21 protein-coding genes, 2 tRNA genes and 1 pseudogene are annotated in these 24,612 nt (G+C 59.8%); 13 read left to right on the forward strand and 11 right to left on the reverse strand.

What is annotated here, in order from left to right; translation table 11 throughout:
* Positions 1-59: 59 nt before the first annotated feature.
* The 5 genes from G359_RS07310 to G359_RS07330 all read right to left on the reverse strand — a co-directional run bounded on the left by G359_RS07310 (position 60) and on the right by G359_RS07330 (position 3,430).
* Positions 60-617 (reverse strand): hypothetical protein, encoded by a 558-nt coding sequence (locus G359_RS07310; RefSeq protein WP_045835582.1) that lies wholly within the window; start codon positions 615-617, stop codon positions 60-62.
* A 185-nt stretch (positions 618-802) separates the two neighbouring features.
* On the reverse strand, positions 803-1,225 hold the full coding sequence (locus tag G359_RS07315; protein WP_045835583.1) for a hypothetical protein: 423 nt from the start codon (positions 1,223-1,225) through the stop codon (positions 803-805).
* A gap of 22 nt (positions 1,226-1,247) precedes the next feature.
* Entirely contained in the window at positions 1,248-1,466 is a 219-nt protein-coding gene (locus tag G359_RS07320) for a hypothetical protein (protein WP_045835584.1), read from the reverse strand.
* 360 nt (positions 1,467-1,826) lie between these two features.
* Positions 1,827-2,909 carry an HlyD family secretion protein gene (locus tag G359_RS07325; RefSeq protein ID WP_045835585.1) on the reverse strand — a complete coding sequence of 361 codons (1,083 nt, stop codon included), beginning with the start codon at positions 2,907-2,909 and terminating at the stop codon, positions 1,827-1,829.
* 245 nt (positions 2,910-3,154) lie between these two features.
* On the reverse strand, positions 3,155-3,430 hold the full coding sequence (locus tag G359_RS07330) for a hypothetical protein (RefSeq protein WP_045835586.1): 276 nt from the start codon (positions 3,428-3,430) through the stop codon (positions 3,155-3,157).
* A 193-nt stretch (positions 3,431-3,623) separates the two neighbouring features.
* Here G359_RS07330 and G359_RS07335 point away from each other — a divergent pair, with 193 nt between their 5' ends.
* Entirely contained in the window at positions 3,624-4,205 is a 582-nt protein-coding gene (locus tag G359_RS07335) for a glutathione peroxidase (protein ID WP_045835587.1), read from the forward strand.
* Between the two features lie 84 nt (positions 4,206-4,289).
* Entirely contained in the window at positions 4,290-5,891 is a 1,602-nt protein-coding gene (locus tag G359_RS07340) for an OpgD/OpgG family glucan biosynthesis protein (RefSeq protein ID WP_045835588.1), read from the forward strand.
* A 72-nt stretch (positions 5,892-5,963) separates the two neighbouring features.
* Here G359_RS07340 and sseA read toward each other — a convergent pair whose 3' ends face one another.
* A complete protein-coding gene (gene sseA, locus G359_RS07345; RefSeq protein ID WP_045837774.1) occupies positions 5,964-6,854 on the reverse strand; it encodes a 3-mercaptopyruvate sulfurtransferase in 891 nt (296 codons plus the stop codon).
* Between the two features lie 211 nt (positions 6,855-7,065).
* Here sseA and G359_RS07350 point away from each other — a divergent pair.
* The 10 genes and pseudogenes from G359_RS07350 to G359_RS07400 all read left to right on the forward strand — a co-directional run bounded on the left by G359_RS07350 (position 7,066) and on the right by G359_RS07400 (position 16,485).
* A tRNA-Leu gene (locus tag G359_RS07350) sits at positions 7,066-7,150 on the forward strand.
* Between the two features lie 193 nt (positions 7,151-7,343).
* Positions 7,344-8,648, forward strand: coding sequence for a protoporphyrinogen/coproporphyrinogen oxidase (locus tag G359_RS07355; protein WP_197077546.1), 1,305 nt, complete (start codon positions 7,344-7,346; stop codon positions 8,646-8,648).
* Between the two features lie 13 nt (positions 8,649-8,661).
* The gene (hpnK, locus tag G359_RS07360) at positions 8,662-9,510 is read left to right on the forward strand and encodes a hopanoid biosynthesis-associated protein HpnK (RefSeq protein WP_045837775.1); all 849 of its coding nucleotides are present in this window, start codon (positions 8,662-8,664) and stop codon (positions 9,508-9,510) included.
* Between the two features lie 95 nt (positions 9,511-9,605).
* Positions 9,606-10,817, forward strand: coding sequence for a bacteriohopanetetrol glucosamine biosynthesis glycosyltransferase HpnI (hpnI, locus tag G359_RS07365; RefSeq protein WP_045835590.1), 1,212 nt, complete (start codon positions 9,606-9,608; stop codon positions 10,815-10,817).
* Positions 10,814-11,839: a lysylphosphatidylglycerol synthase domain-containing protein gene (locus G359_RS07370; RefSeq protein WP_045835591.1), complete on the forward strand. Its 1,026-nt coding sequence runs from the start codon at positions 10,814-10,816 to the stop codon at positions 11,837-11,839. Before hpnI ends, G359_RS07370 begins: the two co-directional genes overlap by 4 nt.
* Positions 11,840-11,933: 94 nt before the next feature.
* Positions 11,934-12,224, forward strand: a complete 291-nt coding sequence (locus G359_RS07375) for a hypothetical protein (RefSeq protein WP_045835592.1) — start codon at positions 11,934-11,936, stop codon at positions 12,222-12,224.
* Positions 12,225-12,409: 185 nt separating this feature from the next.
* Complete coding sequence (locus G359_RS07380) at positions 12,410-12,952, forward strand: DsbA family protein (protein ID WP_045835593.1); 543 nt, start codon at positions 12,410-12,412, stop codon at positions 12,950-12,952.
* 46 nt (positions 12,953-12,998) lie between these two features.
* The gene (gene selA, locus G359_RS07385; RefSeq protein WP_045835594.1) at positions 12,999-14,432 is read left to right on the forward strand and encodes an L-seryl-tRNA(Sec) selenium transferase; all 1,434 of its coding nucleotides are present in this window, start codon (positions 12,999-13,001) and stop codon (positions 14,430-14,432) included.
* A gap of 7 nt (positions 14,433-14,439) precedes the next feature.
* Positions 14,440-16,272, forward strand: a pseudogene (selB, locus tag G359_RS19955) (selenocysteine-specific translation elongation factor); the annotation flags it as partial.
* A gap of 117 nt (positions 16,273-16,389) precedes the next feature.
* Positions 16,390-16,485 (forward strand) — tRNA-Sec (locus G359_RS07400).
* 30 nt (positions 16,486-16,515) lie between these two features.
* Here the strand turns inward: G359_RS07400 and selD are convergent.
* On the reverse strand, positions 16,516-17,562 hold the full coding sequence (gene selD, locus G359_RS07405; protein WP_045835597.1) for a selenide, water dikinase SelD: 1,047 nt from the start codon (positions 17,560-17,562) through the stop codon (positions 16,516-16,518).
* Positions 17,563-17,710: 148 nt separating this feature from the next.
* Here selD and G359_RS07410 point away from each other — a divergent pair, with 148 nt between their 5' ends.
* Positions 17,711-18,778 (forward strand): permease, encoded by a 1,068-nt coding sequence (locus G359_RS07410; protein WP_045837776.1) that lies wholly within the window; start codon positions 17,711-17,713, stop codon positions 18,776-18,778.
* Positions 18,779-18,785: 7 nt separating this feature from the next.
* On the opposite strand, the gene fdhE is transcribed toward G359_RS07410, so the two are convergent.
* The 4 genes from fdhE to fdnG are packed head-to-tail and all read right to left on the reverse strand — an operon-like array spanning position 18,786 to position 24,412.
* Positions 18,786-19,715 (reverse strand): formate dehydrogenase accessory protein FdhE, encoded by a 930-nt coding sequence (gene fdhE / locus G359_RS07415; RefSeq protein ID WP_045835598.1) that lies wholly within the window; start codon positions 19,713-19,715, stop codon positions 18,786-18,788.
* Positions 19,716-19,725: 10 nt separating this feature from the next.
* Positions 19,726-20,400, reverse strand: a complete 675-nt coding sequence (locus G359_RS07420) for a formate dehydrogenase subunit gamma (RefSeq protein WP_045835599.1) — start codon at positions 20,398-20,400, stop codon at positions 19,726-19,728.
* A complete protein-coding gene (gene fdxH / locus G359_RS07425) occupies positions 20,397-21,329 on the reverse strand; it encodes a formate dehydrogenase subunit beta (RefSeq protein WP_045835600.1) in 933 nt (310 codons plus the stop codon). Before fdxH ends, G359_RS07420 begins: the two co-directional genes overlap by 4 nt.
* A gap of 11 nt (positions 21,330-21,340) precedes the next feature.
* Entirely contained in the window at positions 21,341-24,412 is a 3,072-nt protein-coding gene (fdnG, locus tag G359_RS07430) for a formate dehydrogenase-N subunit alpha (RefSeq protein ID WP_082072857.1), read from the reverse strand.
* Positions 24,413-24,612 lie beyond the last annotated feature (200 nt).

Below are 24,612 nucleotides of genomic sequence, written 5' to 3' on the forward strand. Positions count from 1 at the left end.
TTGGTTTGAGCTTTCCCAGGGGCGAGCGTGCGGATGGCCCCACTGTTCAGTGCTAGGATTTATTCGCAGGGGACATCGACAAGCCCGGCGACGGCTGGCGAGTAGCGGCGGCAGACGTGTTTGGTTTCTGTCGTGACCGTCTTCGTTTCGGTAATAGACTTCGCTGGGGTGTCGGTCTTGTCCATGGTTGCCGAAGCCTGAGTGATCGAGCCGGTCGTCACATCCTTGGCTGGCGTCGTCGTCGTTTCGTTTGCGGCGGTGGGTGTCTTCTCGATCACCGTTGTCGTCGCCGGATCGGAAGAGAGCTTGTCCTCGAGCTTGGCTGTCTGAACGACCGGAGTTGCGCTGGGCTTCGCCGGAGCCTCGCTAACTTCAGTCTTGGGAGCGCGCTTGATCTTGGCGACTTTGCGAGCGGGGGCATCGTCCTGATAATCGCGGCGCACCGTGCGCGGACGTTCGCTGCGGCGATAGTCGCTGGCGTCATAATTCTCGTTCGAGTGCGCGATGAATGTTCCGAGCGGAAAGCCAAACCCGAGACGAACACCCGCGTTCGCAGCGTTTGTCATCGTGGTGCCGGCCAGTACGGCAGCGGCGAGGGCGAATGCGATCTTGGACATGTGATCCTCCAGCGGCAATTTTTGCTTCTATCTCGTCGCCGGTCCTCACCGGCTATGAGAGGAGAATGCTCCAGAAAATCTCCTCCCGCTGTTCCAGTCGGAACAGTGCCGTCGAAATCAAAATTTCTTGGTTTTTCGCTGTATTAACAGTAGGTTGTGTCGGGGTGCGAGATCGCGGAATCCCGTTACGCAGCGATCTGCAGCGTCAGGTCTTCCCTGACCTCGCGCGCCGTCGTGTTGGTCGCGGCATCAAGCGCCAGCAACAATTGCTGCGCGTTGAATCCGAAACGGATGTTCAGGGGACGCTGCGCCGCTTCGCGCACCGCCGATCGAAGAAGCCGAAAGCCGCGGTCGAGAAACAAAGCCTTGAGACGCCGGCTCGCGAAGACGTCGAGGAGTGCGCGAAAACGCAAGGCGATCGCCAGGCGAGCAGTGTCGGAACCTTCGAACTCGATCCAGAGACGATTTTCAAGGACGCGGATTTCTTCCTCCTTGAGACCGCGGAGTAACGCAAGTCCCTGACCGTTCTCGATCAGCATCTCCATCACGATGTGAAACTCTGAAGCGTCAACCACCGGCACGTCGGCAAGATTGATACACGCACGCATCACACTCTCTCCGGTACGCAGATCAAATGCCGATGCTGCCGAAAGCCGACCACGGCGATCCTGCAAGCACAATGATGTCTCGAGCCTTGAGCTCACCGAGCTGAAAATGGACTTCCTGGCCCTCGAGGTCTTCCAAGCGATTGCGAATGTCCGAGCCTTCGAAGCGATAAGCACGGCCGTCTTCCGCGCGGATCACGCCGACCCCGAGATCAGGTCGGAATTTTTTGATTTCTCCGTACATTTGTTCTCTCCCTGAGGTAGCCTGAGTGGTGGCGTCTTCCATAGCTGCATCATGCAAAAAACCTTGATTCTCCGCTGTTCCTGCAGGGACACGAAGCACGCGGATAATAATTTTGTGGACTCTGCTTCGCGTCTTCGTGAGCCTATGAAGAATTCGGAATGGCTGCCTAAAAATGCCGGCGGGGAGGAGCGCTGGACGGGACCGCATTCCCATCCAGCACTTGCCTCCCCGCCCCAGGACCGGCGACGGCTTCACTAAGGAGGAAGCGATCCGCCGCTGGCCTTTTCAAGTCTCCGTTTCAGAAGTCATCCGCCAACATCACGCGCCGGCGTTTTCCGTCGGGAGCATTCGGCTTTCCCGTCACTTGAAAAAAGCGTCGGCCCGCATTCCAGGCAGCAACGGAGGATTGCCATTGAGATCGACGGTGACTTCGAGGACTTCAATGTCGGTTGGACGGCGAGCGCCGCGAAGCGCGAACTGCGGTGAAGAAAGCGACGGGGCAAGCGCTGCGACCGTGCCTGCGAATTCTTTGCCGGGGTACGCGTTGCTCTTCACGGTCACCTTGCCGCCAACCTTGATCTTCGAGACATCGGTCTCGTCGACCTCGGCCTTGAGACGCACGACCGACATGTCGCCAAGAACCGCGAGAGCCTGGTCGGGCGAAGGCGCAACCATCTCGCCAGCCTTTGCGGGAAGCTGCAGAATGGTTCCGGCGACCGGCGCGCGAACGCGTGTTTTCTCGAGGAGAGCTTCGGCTACGGAGACATCCGAACGAGCCGCCTGCAATGCCGATTCAAGCCGATTGGGCGCGGGAATATCAGCCTTGGATTGTGCCGAAGCATAGTTCGCGCGTTCCTTTTGCAGTTTCGACTTCGCCTTCGCCAGGTAGTTGCGTGCATCTTTCACGCGGTCGGCGCTGCCATTGCCTTGGCGCTGCGCCTGCAGCTCATATTCAAGGCCGAACCGCGCATTCGTCAGCGCCCGCTCGGCGGTGAAGACGTTGTCTTCCGCGGTGCGGAGTTCGTCGCGCGCCTTGTCGAGAGGCTGAGCGTCACGCTCGCGTTTGCGGGACGCGGCCTCCGTCTCGGCCGCCTGCAGACGAGCGCGCGCCTCATCGTCGTCGAGGCGGATCAGCAGTTCGCCTTCCTCGACGGTGTCGTTGAGCTTCACATTGACTTCGGCGATGCGCCCGAGAAGCTGAGCGCCGACGCGCACAAGTCCGGACTTGGGCTCGATCCGGCCGGGCGCTGCGGCCACCCAGTCGATTTTCGGCGCTACTTCCTCGCTCTTGATCGTGTCGTTCTTGTCGGATTTCGTATCCAACAAATCGCTGCGTGAAATAGCGATTGCACCGAATGCGCCGGCGCTGACCGCAACGAGCAGAAAGAACAGCTTCGCGAGGAAGCCTCCTCTGCGCGGATGATAAGTTTCGTCAGTGCTCATGTGACAGTCCTCCTTAAAGATGCAGAGCCGGCCTGGGCGTCAGCTCCTGACCAGCATCACGAGCCACGCTAACGACCCTATTCCGCCTTCGCTGTTTCGGTTGGAACAGGTCTGAATGAAGTGAAGATCATTGTTGGAGTGCGGATGAATTTTTGTAATCCGGAATTGCTGTTCAAGACGAAAAAAAGCTCCGGAATTATCCAGAGCCTTTGATCGCGTCGTCAGTGAAAATTGTATTGGCGGGCCTACTGGCACATCTCGCGAAGTGTCCATCCGACGATCTTGCAGCTCTCCGAACCGTTGCCGTTCGTGATGCACTTGCGAGTCGGTAAGCGCTGATAGTCGCAGTAGTAATTGCCCGAGTGGCCCGAATAGCCGTGCATCGGCTTCGCGAACTGATAATCTTGCACGAAGAATTCCTTGGCGCCCCCGCCAGCGTTTGCGGCTGAGGTGTTGAGCGCCATCGCGCCAGCCAAAATGGCAAAAGCGCCCAGAGCAAACGTGAAGCTGAATTTCGTCATCGCCAATTCCTCCTTGGGTGAGCCTCGGGGCTCGTGAATTTGATGGAGGCAATCTAGACGTGGGTCGCGCTGGCGACTGTCACGAGCGGAACATGGGCTTCCCGTAAGCGTGCGGTTGATCGCAATGCGACACGGATAGTATAAATGCACCCTGACCGAACGTCAGTAAGCATCGGAAATTGCGAGGCAAAATTTGCGGAAACTTTTGAATGCTGCCACCAATATTTGGTCGATCTGGAAGGCGCCGCCGAGCGTGGCGCCCCAGGCAGACGTGAACGGCACAGCCTACGACTTTGAATTCGTCAGTATCGACGGCGCCCCGATGAAGCTTTCGGATTGGCGCGGCCACGCGCTGCTGATCGTGAATTCGGCCTCGCTCTGCGGCTTCACCAAGCAATATGCGGGATTGCAGGAACTGTGGACGCGCTATGAGAAATCGGGCCTCGTCGTCATCGCCGTGCCATCCAACGACTTTGGTGAGCAGGAACCTTCGCCCGATGGAGAGATCCAATCGTTCTGTCAGGGTGTGTTCGGCGTTTCTTTTCCGCTGACGTCGAAGCACTCCGTCGTCGGCCCGGAAGCGCATCCCTTTTACAAATGGGCAGCCGAAACAATGGGCCCGGCCGGTGTTCCGTCGTGGAATTTCCATAAATATCTTGTCGGCCGGGATGGGCGGCTCCTGCGCTCTTTTTCCACCAAGTTGGCGCCAACATCCCCTGAAATGATCACCTGGATCGAGAAGGCTTTGGAGAAATCTTCTTCGCCACCGCACTAAATCGATTCTCGCGCGTTCTGTTCAGGCCCGGTTCAAAGGGCCGAGGGACAAATGGCGCGGATAGATGATCAAAGAGGGCGAACGATGGATACAAACCGCCGTTTGCTTTTGAAGTCTGGTGGAAGTTTGGGGTTGGCGTGGCTGCTCGCTGCCCGCCCACTGAACGCGATTGCCGCAACCGGTATTCCACAAAACGAGTTCAAGGCGCCTCAGCCCTTCTCATTCGACAGTCTCGAGAAGGAGGCGCGGCGCCTTGCTCAGTATAGTTATGAGCCGCCGGTCAACCCGTCGCCGAATGTGCTCGCGGAAATAGATTACGATCAGACGCAGCGCATTCGTTATCGCACGGATCGAACCGTTCATGTCGGCAACGCGGACCGTTACCCGGTTCAGTTTTTCCATATGAACAAGTATGCGTCCGATCCCGTCCGCATCAGCCTCGTGGAAGGCGGCCAGGCGCGCGAGCTGATCTACAACCAGGATCTGTTCGAAATTCCCTCCGGTCATCCAGCCGAAGGACTTCGCTCCGGCGCGGGGTTTGCGGGCTTTCGCATCATGGCTGAAGATCTCAAGACCGATTGGTTCGCGGCCATCGGTGCTTCCTATTTTCGAAGTTCCGGCCCTTACAACCAATACGGACTATCGGCGCGCGGCATTGCGATCGATACGGCGATGTCGAAGCCGGAGGAATTTCCCCGCTTCAAACAGTATTGGCTCGAAGCCTCATCCGAGCCGGACGGCGGAATGATCGTCTATGCGTTGCTCGATGGACCGAGCATCGCGGGCGCCTACCGCATGCAGACAAAGCGAGTAATGCAGCCGGATGGCGTTTATCGCGTCGTCATGGAAATCGAGGCGCGGCTCCATATTCGAGCGGACATCGACCGCATCGGCATCGCGCCATTCTCGAGCATGTTCTGGTACGGCGAGGACACCCATCAGGAGCCGCGCGACTGGCGCCCGGAAATCCACGACAGCGACGGCCTGGCGGTTTTGACCGGCAACGGCGAACGCATCTGGCGGCCGATCCTCAATCCCCCGCACGCCATGACGAACGCATTTTCGGATCGCAATCCGAAGGGTTTTGGACTGCTTCAACGCGACCGCAACTTCGATCACTATCTGGACGATGGAATTTTTTACGAAAAGCGACCGTCAGTTTGGGTCGAGCCGCTCGACGCATGGGGCGAGGGCGCCGTGCATCTCATCGAACTTCGGACCGACACCGAGACCTGGGACAACATCGTCGCCTGTTGGGTGCCGAAGGAGAAAGCCAAGTCAGGCCAGCGCCGCGTGTTCCGCTATCGGCTCTCGTGGCTCGATGATATTCCGTTCCCTGCATCCCTCGGACGCACGATCGGAACGTGGTCCGGCATCGGCGGACCGCCGGGCCTGAGCTACAACGCCCGGCCCGCGGGCACGCGAAAGTTCGTCATCGACTTCGCTGGAGAGGTCTTCGAAGGCCTCGGACGCGATAGCGGCGTCGAACTGATCGTCAATTGTTCGCGGGGATCGATCTCGGGCATCGCCACCTATCCGGTGGTCGGTCAGCGCCATCGCTGGCGCGCGATGTTCGATCTGAAAGAGGCGGGGATCGAACCGATTGATCTTCGAGCCTATCTGCGGAAGGGCGACGCGGCTCTCACCGAGACGTGGCTCTATCAGTTCTTCCCCTCATCAGTCTGAGAGGTGAGAGGCGTCGCGCTTCTCACCAGCGCGACGCGAACCGGAGCCAGAGCGGCTCCGCTGCAGCTTTTGCTACTTGGCCGGACCCGTCTCGATGGGAAGTCCGTTCTCCTGGCCCCATTCGGCCCAGCTACCATCGTACACGGCGGCGTTCGTCTGCCCGACGACGGCAAGTGCCAGCGCCAGCATCGAAGCTGTGACGCCCGATCCGCACGTCGTCACGACCGGTTTGGTAATATCGATGCCGACAGCCTTGAAGAGCTGCGTGATCTCGGCAGGCGACTTATACGTGCCGTCCGCGTTCAAAAGCTGCTGCGAAGGAATGTTCTTCGAGCCGGGAATATGACCCTGACGCAATCCCGGACGCGGCTCGGGTTCGCTGCCTTCAAACCGCCCGGCGGGACGGGCATCCACGATCTGAACGCCGTTCTTCTTCAGCAGCGCCTTCATGTCGTCGAGGTCACGAATGATTTCGGTATTTTGCAGCGGTGAATAGTGCCGCTCCGAACGCTTCGGCGCAGGACCGTCCTCGAGCGCCCGGCCTTCGGCTTTCCATTTGCGAAGACCGCCGTTCAGAACAGCAACGTCGCGATGGCCCATGGCCCGGAACGTCCACCACACCCGCGCGGCCGAGAATATGCCCGTCGTGTCATAAACGACGATGCGGGCGCCATCGCCGATGCCCATCTTCTTCATGCGCGACGCGAATTTCACGGTCGACGGGAGCATGTGCGGCAGCGACGACTTTTCATCGGAAAGATCGTCGATGTCGAAGAAGAGCGCGCCGGGAATATGCTCCGCGAGATACTCCTTCTTGGCATCGCGGTTGGCGGTCGGTAGATGCCAACTGCCATCGAGGATGATCAAATCGGGCGATGAGAGGTGATCAGCGAGCCAATCCGTCTCGACGATCCAGTTCTTGGCTGTAACAGGCAAGGAATTTCCCACGGGTTTGCTGGTCATGGCTTTTTTGGCGGTCGAAAGCACATAGGCAAATCTTGTCGCGCCCGCAAGTTGAAGCGGCGAATTGGAGCAGGGAGCGCCCTTGGCGCATTTTGCGGCATCTCGGCCTTGGGACAGGGCTGTTTACGCGTTGTTTTCGAGCGCGCTTTTCAGTAAGAGACGCGCTTCGCGACCGGCTGGCGGGGCCAAATCCCGTTGGCCGGAAGCACGTGCGGGCGTGGCGGAACTGGTAGACGCACTGGATTTAGGTTCCAGCGGCGCAAGTCGTGGGGGTTCAAATCCCTCCGCCCGCACCACGCTTATCCGTAAAGCGCTGAAAACGCAGCCTTTGTCCGATTGCTTCAACCTAAGGGTTGCACGCTTGCTGTCTCACTGCCCCGCCTCCGGACGACGTGGCCGCCTCTGTCGGCCGATGATGCGAAAGTCGTCTTCGGTTTACGCCTTGCGTCAGCCCCATTCTCCAACCAACAAACTCGGATGCTGACGCAGATGTCGCGAAAATGGCTCGTCGCCGGGGGAGGGATCTCAGGCCTCTCGGCAGCACAATCCTTGCAGGCCAGCGGCCGCGATTACCTCCTGCTGGAGCGCTGCCCGGCGTTGGGCGGCCTGACGCGGACCACGCAGGTCGAGGACTTCTGCTTTGACTACACCGGCCATTTTCTCCATCTCCGCCGTTTTCCGAAGCCATCTCAAATCCCCTATGCGCATCTCAACGATGATGATTGGGAAACTGTCGAACGGAAGTCATACTTCTACGCCGGCGGCCGTCTGATCAACGCGCCGATCCAATATCACCTCGGCGAACTGCCTGATGAGCTGCGCAACGAATGCGAAGCCTCCTACGACTCGAGACCGGCGGCCCGGGGCGACATCAATGGCTTCCGCGAGTTCATCGTTTCGGGCTTCGGCCAAGCTGTGGCCGATAAGTTTCTCATTCCGCAAAATGAGAAGACGATGGCGACGCCGCTCAGCCGGCTCTCCATCGGTGCTGTCAAAAGATTTTTCCCGCCGCCCGACGAGCAGCGCATCCGTGCCGGCTTTGCCAACAAGGCGGTTGAAGTCGCAGAGTACAACAGCACGTTCTGGTATCCGAAGCGCGGCGGCATCGATGTTCTGACGCGCGGCCTCGCCCGTGGCCTCAAAAGCGTTGCGACCAACGAAGAAATCATCGGTATCGACCTCGATCGGCGCACCGTTTCGACGAGCGCGGGGCGCACCATCGCCTGGGAAAAGATGCTGCCGAGCATTCCTCTCAAGGCGCTCTGCAAGCTGACGGGCGACCCAAAACTAACTGCGGCTGCCAATCGGCTGAGCCACAGCTCGACAATCAGCTTCAATTTCGGTGTTCGCGGAAAATTGCCGAGCAAACTCAAGGATGCGCACTGGGTCTACGTGCCCGACCGCGCCATCCCGTTCTATCGCTTCGGCTGCTATTCGAACATCAGTCCGGCCATGGCGTCGAGCGGCTATAACGCGGTCTATGTCGAAGTCGGCGTGCCCGGTGATGATATCGACCGCACCGACATCGTCAGCAAGATCCAGCCCGGTGTCATCGCCGCACTCGAAAAACTCGGATGGGTGAAAAGCGAAGATATCGTTTGCACCGTCGCGCACGTCATCCGTTGCGCCTACGTCCATCACACGCCCGAGCGTGATCAGCTCGTACAGGGCATTCTCGCGCGGCTGAACGCGGCGGGCATTCATCCCATCGGCCGCTATGGGCTATGGGATTATGTGGGGATGGAAGATTCGATCAGCTCGGCGCTGACAACCGTCGAGTCACTGGTTGGATAGGGGAGGCCGCCGCGTGAAAACATTGATCGTGACCGCCGACGACTTCGGGATGTCGATCCCCGTCAATGAAGGCATCGAAGCTTCCCATAGCAATGGAATTCTCTCCGCAACGAGCTTGATGTGCGGGGGCGAGGCGTTTTCCGACGCCGTCGAACGCGCAAAGCGGTTGCCGAACCTCGGCGTCGGCCTGCACATACACTTGGTCGATAGCCGCCCGGTCCTGCCGCCTGAAAAAATCCCGCTGCTGGTCGGTCCCGACGGATGCTTCTCGAATAATCCCGAGCGCTTCGGCTTCAATCTGTTTTTCTCGGGCGAGATGCGGCGTCAGGCCGAAGCCGAGATCGAAGCACAGTTCCAGCGCTTCGAAGGAACCGGCCTCGTGATGGACCACATCAACGGCCATCATCACTTCCACATGCACCCCGCCGTGACGGATGCCATCGCGAAGTTCGCGCCGCGCTATGGATCGGCGCCCGTGAGATTTCCGGTCGAGCCGTTTTGGCCGTCCTGGCAAGCGGGCGCCGACAAACCCGTTCAACGCTTCTTCAATTGGGCATTCTATGCCGGCCTGACGTACCGGATGCGCCGGAAGCTCAGGGCTGCCGGGCTGGTGCTTAACGATCACGTATTCGGTGTAACCGACACGGGCGCTATGACCGAAAAGCGGATTCTCAGCTATCTCGAACACCTGCCCGATGGCGTGACAGAGCTTTATGCTCATCCCGCGATACGCGTCGAAAATCAGCCACAAACCTACGGCTCAGCCGAGGAATACCACGGTCTTGTCAGCCCGGTTGTCCGCGCCAAGGTTGCAGCCCTTGGGTTGCAACCTCTGACATTCAAAGCAGCCTTCGCGACCTGAGGTGTCGAAAGCTGCAGCATGTGGTACGCCGACCGGAAGTCATCGTAGCGGCGCGTTAGCCGCCTGATCTTATCGCCTAGGGGGACGTCCGCCGCATGCACTTGCCGATCCTGGTTCTCAATCCCTTTGTGATCGCCGGTATCATCCTGGGTCTTGCGGCTTTGGCCTATTTGGTACTCGCGCTCTATTTCACCGCGCGCTTCCGCGAGCGTCCGGCTGCTGTCGAAGGATGGCGCCCGCCCGTATCGGTGCTGAAGCCCGTCCATGGCGCGCAGCCGTTCCTCTACGATTGCCTTCGCACGTTCTGCGATCAGGATTGGCCTGAGTACGAGATCATTTTCGGCGCGCATTCGGAAAACGATCCGGCCGTCGCAATCGTCAAACGTCTGATCGCAGAATTTCCGGATCGCAATCTGCGATTGGTCGTTGACGCAAACCTCGTCGGCCCCAATCCGCGCGCTTCGAACCTTGCGAATATTTATAAAGCTGCGCGCTACGACATTTTGATCGTCGCCGATGCCGATCTGAAGGTTGACCGCAACTGCATCGCCTCGATGGCCGCACCGTTCGTCGATCCGAAAGTCGGGGCCGTGGCGTCGATCTACAAGGGCCTCCCCTACGGAGGAGCCGCTGCTGCCGATTTCGGCGCAATGAATATCAGTGACTGGTTCGCCCCCTCGGTTCTGGTCGACGTCGGACTTCGCGGAATTGATTTCGTATTCGCGATGTGCGGCGTCCGGCGCGAAGCGCTCGACTCGTTCGGCGGCTTCGATCACCTCGCCAACTTCTTCCCGGATGACTTCGCGCTCGGAAACCTCACGGCCCAGAAAGGCTATGAGGTGGTGCTCTCTTCCTACTGTTGCGACACCATCGTGGCGGAGAGGAGTTTCAGCGAACTGTTTCGCCATGAGATCCTGTGGCAGCGGATGGAGCGGTTCTGTCGGCCCGCCGACCACTTCATGTCGGTGATCACCTGGCCGTTGCCGTTGCTTCTCGTTCTGCTCTTGCCGTGGCCGTCAATCATCGGACTATCGATCGTCGGCCTGGAGATCCTGCTCCGTATCGCACTTCACTATCAGGTTCGCCGGAGCTTCCGGATGAATACGCCCGCTCGGGCTTGGTTGGTTCCGGTGCGGGAATGCGTATGCTTCTTCGCGTGGGCGTTCGGCCTTTTCGGCAACAAAGTGCGCTGGGGGAAGAACATCTTCACCTACGAAGCTTTCCGTAAGCTCATCGGGGACGGACGGAACGCCGCTGCCTCGAACAGTGACCGGCGCATGGCCGCGGCGGTCGGAGACAAGGGATGAGCGCCGAGCCGATCCCCTCTTCCTCCAATTCACGCACCGCGTTGTTCATTGCCGCGATGTCCGGAATAACGTTCGCGATTTGCCTCGTCGTCTATTTCGGCATCTCCGGCGTTTGGGATGCGATGGCGACCGCAGGTTGGCGCGGCATGAGCGCGATTCTCGGTGCCTATATGGCGTCGCTGTTCTTCTGCGCCTGGAGCTGGCGCGTGCTGCTCGTTGAAAGCCATCCGACGCATCGGGGCATGTTGTTTCTGTGGGCGCGCTGGGTTCGCGACAGCATCGGCAATCTGCTCGCCATCATCCCCGGCGCCGGCGAAGCCGCGGGAGCGCGCGAATTGAGCAAGCACGGCCTGAGAGTGAGCGTCGCGGCCGCGACGACGATCACCGACATGACGACGGAAATGCTGAGCCAGCTGCTCTATACGTTCATGGGGCTCGCCATACTCTTCGTCTATCATCCCGATGAACCGGCGGCCTGGTGGGCGGCCGGAGGACTCGGCATAGCGACCATCGCTGTCGTGGGCTTCCTCGTCGCGCAGAACAAGGGGCTGATCCTCTTTCTGGAGACGCTGCCGGCGAAGCTCGGCTTCACACGCGCTTGGGAAGGCCTATCCGACAGCGACAGCATTCATGCTGCCATTCAATCGATCTATCGCAAGAAGGGAGCCGTTATCGCTTCGACCTTCCTGCATCTTTTGGGCTGGCTCGCGGGCGCTGCCGAAACCTGGATCGCATTGTGGTTCATGAACCAAGCGCTTTCGGCGGGCGATGTGCTGTCTCTCGAAAGTCTCGTCTTCGCACTCCGCACGGCAGCGTTCATCGTCCCCTGGGCCGCAGGTGTTCAGGAGGGCGGCTACGTGGTGATCGGCGGCCTGTTCGGATTAGGCCCGGATGTGGCGCTGGCCCTCTCGTTGCTGAAACGCGCGCGCGAAATCATCTCTGGATTGCCCGGCCTCCTCGCGTGGCATTTCTCGGAAGGCAAACGCCTCTGGCAAAACCGCCTCGCGTCCTCACGCAAATAGCGGACGCGAGCAAAAGCAGTCCCAACATCGGCCTTTCATATGGGCCGCTTATTCCTCTAGGCTTCCGCCGGACTCGGTAATCGGGAGGCCATGAATGAAATCCCTTTGCGTTGCCTTTCTCTTCGCGATTGGTTTGGCAACTCCGGCGCTCGCCGTCCGCTGCGATGGAGACTTCCAGCTCGTTAAGGGCTCGTGGGTATCGACGCCCTATTGCCGAGCCGCGCAGATCGCAAGCGTGGCCCGTGAATCCGGCATTCGCGTTTCGCCAGCAGCAATCCTGGCAAATCCCGCTCGCGGCGACGAGCTGTGCCGCTTCCTCGGAGCCGACTACCGGGTACATCCCGCGTGTGAACAGCTGCACGCCGTGATCGAATTTGTCTGGTAGCCGCGAACTCCGGCGGGTTGCCTGCCTGATCGTGTCAATCGTTAACGGACGGCTCCGAATTGCTCCGGGCCGGTCAACGGCGCTTTAGGCGAGGATGCCGTTGTCTTGGGGCGCCTAAAGCGCTTTACTGCCACAAATACGGATACGGAAAGTTCGCATGAATTGCTTCACCCCGGAGGCAACAGATGAGCCAGTTATCTGTACCGGTTTCCGAAGACGACCACATTGAAGGTCCGATGAATGCGCCAATGACCTTGGTCGAATACGGCGATTTCGAGTGCCCCTACTGCGCGGAGGTCTTTCCGGTCATCAAGGGAGTACAAGAGAAGATGGGCGAGAATTTGCGGTTCGTCTTTCGGCATTTTCCGCTGACGCGGCTTCATCCCCACGCGGAGCATGCGGCGGAAATCTCCGAAGCTGCCAATACCATCGATCGCTTTTGGGACATGCACGATATGCTTTTCAAGAACCAGTCGGCGCTCGATGACGCGCACCTGATGATCGACGCAAGAGCTGTCGGGCTTGATGATGAAAGCGCTCGCTTGGCCTTCGCTGGCGGCTACGCCGATCATATCAAGAGAGATTTTCGCAGCGGCGTGCGCAGCGGCGTGAACGGAACGCCATGCCTCTTCGTTAATGGACAACGCTACGACGGCCCGCGCAACGTCGATACCATCGTGGCGGCGCTCAAGACCATCAGCCCCAACCCATCCGAGCTCGACGCTTGAACCGTGACGACGGCTCTGGTGTTGAGTGTTTTCCCTTGAGGCCTAAGTGGAAATTGCCAGAGCCGCTCTCCGTGATCTCCCCTCCGTCGATGCCGTTCTGAATAGCGCGACCGCCGCCGCGCTCTTGGAGCGGTTCGGACGTTCCGCTTCCACGGAAGCGATCCGAACCGTGCTTGCTGAAACACGTATCGCGCTCAAGTCGAGGATGTTGCCGCCCCCGACAGTCGAGCAGGTGGCGACGCTGGCGCTGTCTCGGCTCGCCGACGGCGATCGCACGGCTCTTCGCCCGTTGTTCAATCTCACAGGCACCGTTCTTCATACCAATCTCGGACGCGCGGTGCTCGCCGAGGTCGCGATCGAAGCCGCGGTGGCAGCCATGCGAGATCCCGTCGCGCTCGAATTCGATTTGGCGACCGGCCGGCGCGGCGAACGCGATGATCATGTCAGAGATCTTCTCTGCGCTTTGACGGGCGCGGAAGACGCGACCGTCGTAAACAACAACGCCGCCGCCGTTCTGCTTTCGCTCAACACACTCGCCGCCGGACGCGAAGCGATTGTTTCTCGTGGCGAGCTGATCGAGATCGGCGGGGCCTTCCGCATGCCCGATATCATGTCCCGCGCCGGGGCGAAGCTCGTCGAGGTCGGAACAACGAACCGAACCCATCCGAAAGATTATAAGTCCGCAATCAACGAAGCGACCGGGGTCATTCTGAAGGTTCATACCTCGAACTATCGCGTCCTTGGTTTCACATCCGATGTCGGCGGAGCCGAACTCGCGCGCATCTCAGCCGACAGAAATGTTCCGCTGATGAACGATCTCGGATCGGGCACCATCGTCGATTTGTCCCGATATGGACTGAAGAAAGAGCCGACCGTGCGGGAAGCCGTGGCGGAAGGCGCCGATGTGGTGACGTTCTCCGGTGACAAGCTTCTCGGCGGGCCACAGGCGGGCTTCATCGTCGGCAAGCGCGCTATAATCGATGCCATCAATCGCAATCCCATGAAACGCGCGCTGCGCGTCGACAAAATCCGCCTCGCCGCCATCGAAGCAACGTTGAAACTCTATCGCGACCCGGATCGCCTTGCCGAACGCCTGCCTACGCTGCGGTTGCTCGCGCGGCCACGTTCCGAAATCGAAGATCAGGCTCGCCGCCTCTCGCCCGCCGTGCAGCAGTCCGTCGGACGAGGCTTCACGGTGACCATTTGCGAATGCGAAAGCCAGATCGGCTCCGGTGCGCTGCCGCTCGATACGATCCCGAGCGCCGGCCTCCGCATCACGTCGAACACCGGTGGCATCGCACTCGAACGATTGGCGGCCGCGCTGCGCGGCTTGCGCCGGCCGGTCATCGGTCGTTTGGAAGATGGCGCCATTGTCCTCGATCTCAGATGCTTGACCGATGAAACCGAATTTCTATCTGTTCTGAACGCACTCGATAGCGACCCCTCGGCGCAATTCCAAAACGGCCAACCCAGCCGATAAAAGCAAAATGATCATCGGCACCGCCGGCCACATCGATCACGGCAAGACGGCTCTGGTCAAAGCATTGACGGGGGTCGATGGCGATCGACTGAAGGAAGAGAAGGCGCGCGGGATCACGATCGACCTTGGTTTTGCTTATCTGCCAACGGCCGATGGCCAAATCCTCGGGTTCATCGACGTACCGGGCCACGAACGGTTCGTCCACACGATGCTGGCGGGCGCGAGCGGCATCGACTTTGCGCTGCTGACGGTCGCTGCCGACGATGGGGTGAAGCCACAAACGCTCGAGCACCTCGCGATCCTCGATCTTCTCGGCATCGGCAATGGCGTCGTGGTCGTGACGAAGGCTGATCTCGTGAGCGACGAGCGCATCGGCGAAGTCACGAGCCAGATCAAAGAAGCAGCCTCGGGCACTGTGCTCGCGAACGCCGATATCTTGACCGTCTCAGCGATGACGGGGCGCGGCATCGGCGACCTCCGCGAATATCTCGTGGCCGCGGCGTCAGTCATCCACGCGCGATCCGCCGAAGGGCGCTTTCGCCTCGCCGTCGATCGGGTCTTCACGCTGTCTGGCGTCGGCGTCGTCGTAACCGGTACGGTTCTCTCAGGCTCTGTTCGCGTCGGTGATCAGGTGCTGCTGAGCCCATCCGGATTAGCCGCCCGCGTGCGCTCGATACACGCCCAAAACAAACCCGCCGATACCGGCCGCGCCGGCGACCGTTGCGCACTCAATCTCGCCGGCCCCGACATCTCGAAAGATGCGATCCACCGTGGCGATATCGTGCTCGATCCGGAGCTTCACGCGCCGGCCAATCGCATCGACGCCGTCTTGCGAATTTTGCCGTCGGAAGAAAAGCCGATCGGGCAATGGTTTCCCGTGCGCTTGCATTATGCATCCGCCGAAGTCGGCGCGCGCATCGCTCTGTTCGACGACAAATCGCTTCAGCCCGGCTCGTCTGCCGACGTACAACTTGTTCTTGATCAGCCGATTGCGGCAGGCGTGCCCGATCGTTTCGTTCTGCGGGACGTCTCGGCGCAACGCACGATCGGCGGCGGCAAATTTATCGATCTCCGCGCGCCAGCCCGAAAGCGGCGAACGCCGGAACGGCAAGCCCAACGCGCCGCAATGGCGATAGACGATCCGCACGCGGCGTTGTCGGCGTTGCTCGACGCGCCGCCTTTCACGGTCGATCTGACGGCGTTCGCACGCGACAGGACTCTCTCGGGTGCGCAAGCCGAGCGGCTTTCTTCCGAGCTTGGCCTGACCGTCTTGGAAGCCCGCGATACGCGTACGGCTTTGTCGTCGCAACGATGGAAGTCCTTCGCGGCGGGCCTCGGCGAGCGAGTCGCGGCGTATCACGAAACGAACCCCGATCTCCAAGGTATCGGACGTGAGCAACTGCGCCTGATGCTCGAGCCGCGTTTGACCAAGACGGCATTCTCCGCCGCCCTTCAAAAACTAGCGAATGACGGCGGCATCGCGCTCGATGGCGCTTTCGTTCGCCTAGCGTCCCATCAAGTGCGTCTGGCGGCTGATGATGAAGCCGCATGGAAGTCAATCACCGCGCTTCTCAGAGGCGAAGAGCGTTTTCGCCCTCCGCGAGTACGCGACATCGCGAGTACGACCGGGCGCGCCGAGCGCGAGGTCCGCCGACTGCTGAAACTTGCCGGCCGCCTCGGTTGGGTCGACGAAGTGGCCCAGGACCATTTCTTTCTCCGTGAAACCGTCCGTGAGATCGTCGCCATTGCGGCAGGCATTTCAGAACAGGCGAAGACCGGAACTTTCAACGCCGCCGAACTCCGCGATCGCCTCGACAATGGCCGCAAGGTTGCAATCCAGATTTTGGAGTTCTTGGATCGCCATGGCGTGACCCTGCGCAAGGGTGATCAGCGCCGCATGAATGAGCATCGGCTGGACTTGTTTGGAAGCCCTGTGCTTTCGTCAGTTGACGTGCACGGAGGTGAATCGTCCCCGGTGGGACGTTCGGACTTCAAATCCGAGTGGGGCAGCGAGCCTGTCCCAGGTGGGTTCGACTCCCATTCGCCTCCGCCAACTTTTCCGAAAACGCGCACCTGAAGCGCGTTAGAAGATATTGATCCGCCGCTCTCCGGTTCTGACGGAGCCGATGATGCGCGCGCTCGAATATCCCGCCGCCTCGATGGTGCTGCGCAAATCTTCCGCCTGGTCAGGAGCGCATGCGATCAGCAAGCCTCCCGACGTCTGCGGATCGGTCAAAAGCACCCGTCCCGTTTCCGGCAGGCTCTGAGGCAAGACGACGTCCTGGCCATAGCTCGCCCAGTTTCGCCCCGAGGCGCCCGTCGCAAATCCCGCCTCCGCCAAAGCTTGCGCGGATGAAAGAAATGGAACGCGGTCGTAGGCGATATCGATGCTGACGCCGCTCGCGCGGGCCATTTCGAGAGCGTGTCCGAGAAGGCCGAAGCCGGTGACGTCCGTCATGGCGTGAACGTACGAGCGCTCGCCCAATGTAGAGCCGATCCGGTTCAGCAATGTCGTTGACGCTATCATCTCGGCATAAGCGTCCTCCGGCAGGGAGCGTTTCTTGAACGCTGCCGAATAGATGCCGACACCTATACCTTTGGTCAGAATGAGAGCGTCGCCCGGCTGCGCGCCCGCATTCAGGCGGATGTTCTGCGGCTTTGCGAGCCCTATCACGGCCAGCCCGTAGATCGGTTCAGGCGAGTCGATCGAGTGGCCGCCCGCAACGGGAATTCCCGCTTCCGCGCAAATCGACGACCCGCCGGCGAGGATGTCGCGCACGGTGTCGATGGGCAGTTTGTCGAGCGGCATACCGAGGATCGCGAGTGCCATGATGGGCCGTCCGCCCATCGCGTAGACGTCGGAAATGGCGTTGGTCGCGGCAATGCGCCCGAAATCCCGAGCGTCATCTACCATCGGCATGAAGAAGTCGGTCGTGGCCACAACGCATTGATCGTTGTCGATGTGCCAGACCGCGGCATCGTCTCCGGTCTCCGTTCCGACCAGTAACTGCGCGAAGTGTCCGGCGCTCGGTTGCCCGGCAAGCAATTGCTGCAAAACAGAGGGAGCGAGTTTGCAGCCGCATCCGCCTCCATGCGCCAAATCGGTTAAACGAATAACAGGTCCGAGCATTTTACATGCCTCGTAAGCGGAATGATTACTGGGAATGAAGGATCAACAACAATGCAAATTTGCTGTTCTTTCATCTCAGGATAAAGATAGACTATCAGTATACTTCATTGCACAAAATGTTTTGCCTGAATTGCCGTTGGAGAATTGGATGAACGCCAGTCGCCAATCCGATATCACGCTCAGGTGGGTCGTCTTCTTGACGATAGCCGTCGTCGGGCTCTTCTACGTAAAATGGTTTCCATATTATAACCGCGCATTCGTTGCGGCAGACAATCATTCCATCGGCAATTCGATATTGATGGGCACTTCTGCAGCACCGCCTGCGCCTTCATGGGACGCGGCGCTCGGTTACGCTTTGGCCTACGGCAAAGCCATCTGGCAGGCGATGGTGCTCGGCTTGCTGTTAGGTGCGGGAATCCAGGCGCTTCTGCCGGCTGATTGGATCGCGCGCGTGCTGGGCAAGACGGGCTTCAGCACCGTCGCGGTTGCGGGCATCCTCTCCGTTCCGAGCATGATGTGCACATGCTGCGCAGCGCCCGTCGTCGTCGGCTTGCGCGAACGCCAAGCGTCCCCCGGCGCCGCTATCGCTTTCTGGCTGGGCAATACGGTGCTCAATCCCGCGACGCTCGTATTCATGGGGTTTGTCCTCGGTTGGAATTGGACCGCGCTACGCATCGTTTTGGGAATCCCCATGGTCTTTGGCCTCGGCTACCTCGTCAACCTGATGGTGACGCCGCAGGAAGCCGCAGCTGCCGAAGCCCACATCGCCGCGCTCACAAATAAATCGGAAACCACCGGTTCGAAGGCGACGAACGCATTCATCCGCTGGATCGAAATTTTCGTTCGCATGGCCGTGCGCCTCATCCCGGAATACATCATTCTCGTCTTGCTGCTTGGAGCTGCGCGCGCGTTCCTGTTTCCCGAAATCGGCCCCAGCCTCGACAACAACATCGGCTGGATCGTCGCCTTCGCGGTGGCCGGAATGCTGTTCGTCATCCCGACGGCAGGTGAGGTGCCGATCATTCAAGCCATGCTCGCACTCGGCATGGGCGGCGGGCCAGCCGCCGCACTGTTGATGACGCTGCCGCCCGTGAGCTTGCCATCCCTCGCAATGGTCAGCGGATCGTTCCGCATGAAGCTACTTCTCACGGTCGCGGGCGGGGTCGTGATCTTTGGCATCGTTGCGGGCCTGATCGCCGTCGGCCTCAAGATGTGAGGTTGTCCTAACCGATGAGCAGCATCGGATTGGGAGCGTGCCGCGCCCAGCCGGCTTCCCCGACCATGATGTCGAGGCCGAGCGTTGCGAGATCGTCGGCGTAGGGATCGGCCTTCGTATCCTTGACCTGATAAATCATCTTCGCATAGGTCTGACAGTCGTCGCAGGTCTCCGCCTTGACGATGCCCGGTCCGCCCTCGATCTCCTTCAGCGAAACGCGGCCTGAACTCTCGCACGTGATGCAAATCGCGCGCGTGTGGTTCCAGGCCGTAGAGCAGAGCGAACAATAGAGGTAGCGGACCCCCGGCACGTCCCCCGAAGCCGTGATCATTCCTGAGACCGCCGTCGAGCCACAACACGGACACAGCCCTCGCTGTGGAAGCAGACGCAATGCCGACGCATCAAGGGAACCGGCGAGGCGCGCAAAATAAACCTGAAGCGCCGCAGCTATGTAGAGAGTGACACCGACGTCGCCGCTGCCGACGGTATCTCGAAGAAAGCCATCCGCGAGATCTTCGATGTCGTCCGTCGACGCGCCGCGCAACTTGGCAGTGGCTTCGCGCGCGGGCGCGGGAAGAGCGCAATCCTCGATCTTATCGAGAATTGTGAAAAGGCCTTCGCGCCAAGCCGAATTGCGATGATGACCATCCGCCGCAAGCGGCGGCATCCGGGCGGCCACCGACCGATCGATAAAGGATCTATCGATTGCGGGGAGCGGCGGAAATGTGGTCGATGCCTCGTGTTGGGCTTTCGATACGGCGGCCATGAACAGCAGCCATTCCGACATGGGATGATCGGTGGCCAATGTTCTCAATCGAGAAGCGGTATCGGAAAAGCGTTTCGTGGGATTGGGCAGGATCAACGCTTCGGGGGTTTTGACGCCACCCTGCTGATTGCCGATCCATTTGCCGCTTGGCGGTGCGCCACCTTGCTTCATCCACGCGCTCTCATTTACGCGTCTCTTCTCTCACATCGTTGGGCCTTGGGCCGGCGGACCCCGTCGCCACGAGCGACCGGAACCACTTGCGATGATGTCGCCAAGCCCAACCGGGCGTCACGTACCCTTGCGTCATCGCCCGCATCGATCCCCGGACCCAGATCGCTGCATAAACGTGTATGATCCAGATGAGAATTGCACCGATCGCACACAAGGAATGAATGAGTAGCGCCGCGCGTTGGGTCGGAATGGAAGTCCACGTTCCAAAATAATATTCCCAAATCACGAGGCCGGTGACGAAAAGAACCGGGACCAGGATTGCCATCGACCAGAAGACGAACTTCTGCCCGGCGTTGAAGCGCGCGACTTCCGGAACGCCTTCTTCTTCGTTAACGAGCACCTTGTCTATCGCCATCATCCATCGGACGTCGTCTTTCGTCCAAAGATTGTCGCGCCAGAACTGAATCATCAAACCGCTATAGCTGATGAGCAGCACCACGCCGATCCATGGATGTGCTTGCCGCGCCCACTGACCGCTGCCGAACAAAGCCGAAAGCCAAAAAAGAAGCGGATCGAACATCGACAGACCAGAGATCATCAGCAGCACGAAGCAGGCCGCGGTGATCCAGTGATTGATCCGCGTCGTCGTACTGTTCCTGATCAACGTTCCGCGCGGACGTGTCATGTCGCGTGCTCCGGTGGCGATTTCGGTGCGTTCTTTCCTTCGATAAGGTGTTCGGCTGCCTCTTCGTCTTCCGGCTGAACCTCGTTCGGTCCGGCGATGACCCAATGCATGAAACCGGATATGGCGGCGGCCGCTATGCCCACAAGCGCCACCGGTTTGATGAGGCCCTTCCAGAATTCAACCGTCGCGCTGATCCTCGGATTTTCCGGCAGACCAGCATAGATCGACGGCGTATCGGCGTGATGCAGAACGTACATGACATGCGTGCCGCTAACTCCGGGCGGATCGTAAAGGCCGGCATTTTCGAACCCGCGCGATTTTAGCTCTTCGACGCGTTCGCCGGCCCAGTCCGTCATGTTCTTCTTCGACCCGAACAGGATCGCACCGGTCGGACATGCTTTCACACACGCGGGCTCCAGGTTGACGGCCACGCGATCCGAACACAGCGTGCATTTATACGACTTGTGATCGACCTGGCTGATGCGCGGGATGTTGAAAGGACATCCCTTCACGCAATAGCCGCACCCGATGCAATTCTCGCTGATGAAATCCACGATCCCGTTGCCGTACTGTACGATCGCGCCGGGGGCCGGGCAGGCCTTGAGACAACCGGGATCTTCGCAATGCATGCAGCCGTCCTTGCGGATCAGCCACTCGAGATCGCCCTTGTCGTTTTCATGTTCCGTGAACTTCATCAGCGTCCACGTATGCGGATCGAGGTCGAGCGGATTGTCGTAGGTGCCCTCGAACCAGCCGACCTCGCCACGGAGATTGTTCCACTCCATGCATGCCGCCTGGCACGCCTTGCAGCCGATGCAGCGCGTCACGTCGATGAGCTTCGCAACCTGCTCTTCATAGGAGCGCGCGGCAGGCGGCGTAATCGTAGTGGCCGAAATGCGGATGTAGTCCTGTGACTGAAGATTGGACATCGACCACTCCGCTAGACCAACGGTCCGTTGACACTTTCGACATTGACCAGAAACGCCTTGAATTCGGGCGTCTGCGTATTGGCGTCTCCCACGGACGGCGTCAGCGTGTTGGCGCCGTAACCTTTTCTCGCCTGACCCGTGAAGCCCCAGTGCAGCGGCACGCCGATGACGTGGGTTGGCTTCCCGTCGACCAGGAGCGGCTTGATCCGCTTCGTCACGTAAGCCTTGCACACGACGAAGCCTCGCTTGGAGGCAACGCGAACCCAGCTGTTGTTCGCGATGCCCTTTTCGTTCGCCAGGACTTCGCCGATTTCAACGAACTCCTGCGGCTGCAGGATCGCATTGATGCGTGCGTGCTTGGTCCAGAAGTGGAAGTGCTCAGTAAGCCGGTAGGTCGTTGCGACGTAGGGGTAATCGGCGGGTGTTCCGAAATCCGCGCGGTCATCGGCAAATACGCGCACAGCGGGATTTGACTGAACCTTCGGATGCAGCACGTTGGGCACCGGAGATTCGAGCGGCTCATAGTGCTCGGGGAACGGCCCTTCCACCATCTGATCGAGCGCGAACAAGCGGCCGACGCCTTCGGAGTTCATGATGAAGGGACCAACAGAGTCGGAGGGCTTGATCGTTGGCCCGTAATCGGGAACGTCGATGCCAACCCACTTGGCTCCGTTCCATTGAATGATCGGCTTCGCCGGGTTCCACGGATTGCCGAGAACGTCAGCACTGGCGCGATTATAGAGAATGCGCCGGTTGGCCGGCCACGCCCACGCCCAGTTCGGCGCGATGCCCTGATCGCGTGGATCGGACGCGTCGCGCCGGGCCATCTGATTGCCCTTCTCGGTGTAGCTGCCCGAGAAGATCCAGCAGCCCGACTCCGTGGTGCCGTCATCGCGCAACTGCCCGAAGCCATCGAGCAGCTGCCCGGCTTTCACCACAACGGCACCGGACGGATCTTTGAGGTCCGCACGCGCCCGGCCGTTCATGTCCTTCGCCAGCTCTTCGGGATCAGGATCGGTTGGGTTGGTATAATTCCAAGTGAGGTTCAGGATCGGGTCGGGGAAGGCGCCGCCCTCCTTGCGATAGAGTTCGCGTATCCGGTGGAAGAGTCCCGACATGATCCATATATCGGACTTCGCTTGCGCCGGCGCCTCAGCGGCTTTCCAGTGCCATTGTAGCCAGCGCGCCGAATTGACGAGAGAGCCTTGCTCTTCCGCGAAGCACGTTGTCGGCAGCTGGAAGACTTCCGTCTGGATCGCGGCGGAATCAGCAGGGTTTTGCGGGCCGAAATTCTCCCAGAACCGCGACGTCTCGGTATCGAGCGGATCCATCGTGACGAGGAACTTGAGCTTCGAAAGCCCACGGCGAATCTTGCCGCGATCCGGGAAGGCCTGCTGCGGATTGAAGCCCTGACAGATGTAGCCGTTGATCTCGCCTTTGTTCATCATCTCGAACGCGCGGATGATGTCATAGAGCGGAACGTTGAGCTTTGGCAGCCAGTCGTAAGCCCAGTTGTTCTCGGCCGTGGCAGCATCGCCGTAGATCGACTTCTGGAAGCTGACAAAGAACTTCCTGTAGTTTTGCCAGTAGCTCATCTGGCCCGGACGCACAGCTTTGAATTGCCGCGTCTTCATGTAGTCGTCGAAAGTCAGCTCCTGATCTTTCGGCAAGGTCATGTAGCCGGGCATCTGGTTCGACAGCAGCCCGACGTCGGTAAGTCCCTGAATGTTGGAATGGCCGCGCAGCGCATTCATACCGCCGCCTGCAACACCGATATTGCCGAGCAGAAGCTGCACCATCGCCATCGTGCGAATGTTCTGCGAACCAATGGAGTGTTGCGTCCATCCAAGCGCAAAAAGGCTCGTCATCGCCTTGTCGGGCACCGACGTCGCAGCGATCATGCTGCAAATGTGCAGATATTTATCCTGCGGCGTACCGCAGATGCGCGACACCATTTCAGGTGTGTACCGGTCAACGTGCTTGCGCAGCAGGTTGATCACGCAGCGCGGATTTTGCCACGTATCGTCGACCTTGGCGAAGCCTTGTTCGTCGACCTCGTAATTCCAGCTCGATTTGTCGTAGCTGTGCGTCTCTTGATTATAGCCGCTGAAAAGACCGTCCTCGAAGGCGAAGCCGTCTTTTACGATGAAGCTGGCGTTGGTGTAGGCGCGTACGTACTCGTGCTGGATTTGATCTTTCTCCAGCAGATACCGGATGACACCCGACAGGAACGCGATGTCGGTTCCGGGCCTGATCGGCGCATAATAATCGGCAACCGACGCCGTTCGCGTGAAACGCGGATCAACGACGACCAGCTTCGCGCCGTTCTCAATCTTCGCTTCGATGACCCACTTGAAACCGCACGGGTGCGCTTCGGCGGCGTTTCCGCCCATGACGATGACCAGGTTGGCATTCTTGATGTCCTGCCAAGTGTTGGTCATTGCACCGCGACCGAATGTTGGAGCCAGACTGGCCACCGTCGGTCCGTGTCAGACACGGGCTTGGTTATCGAAGACCAACATCCCGAATGACCGGGCGACTTTCCAGGTGAGGTAGGAGGTCTCGCTCGAAGAGGCCGACGCCGCCAGCATGCCGGTGGAGAGCCACCGGTTGACGGTCGTGCCCTGGTCGTTCTTCGCAATGAAATTCTTGTCGCGATCGTCTTTCATCAATCGCGCGATGCGGTCGAGCGCCCAATCCCAGGTGACCTCTTTGAACTCGCTGGTTCCTGGTGCGCGATATTTCGGGACTTGAAGCCGCGTTGGCGCGTGAACGATGTCGAGAAGAGCCGAACCCTTCGGGCAAAGCGTGCCGCGGTTCACCGGATGGTCCGGATCGCCCTCGATGTGCATGATGTTGGAGTGCGCGTTCTTCGCGCCGTCGCCCGTCGTGTAGATCAGGATGCCGCAAGCGACCGAACAGTAAGTGCAGGTATTGCGGGTCTCTTTGGCAGCGGCAAGTTTGAAGGGACGGACGGATTCGGCCAACGCCGCGCCACAGCCCCCAAATCCCATGGCCCCTAAGCTTGACGATGCGAGTGTCGCACCCGACAGCTTGATGAACCCTCTGCGTGTCAGTGACATCGGGCACTCCGTACTTTTTGCGCGAGCGAAGCAGCAGCACGTGAACAACATAGTGTAGGCTCTGATGGTTGCCTAGCGAACCTGCGTTAACCCTGAGAGTCACCTCACAAATCGGACATCTTCTCCAGCGGTCGGGCATCTGCAACTTGTAGCCAGATGCGGGGCGACGGTGCGGGGCGAGGTGGCCGCCTGTCCTATTT

This window comes from Hyphomicrobium sp. 99 (genome assembly GCF_000384335.2).
Lineage (GTDB): Bacteria > Pseudomonadota > Alphaproteobacteria > Rhizobiales > Hyphomicrobiaceae > Hyphomicrobium_B.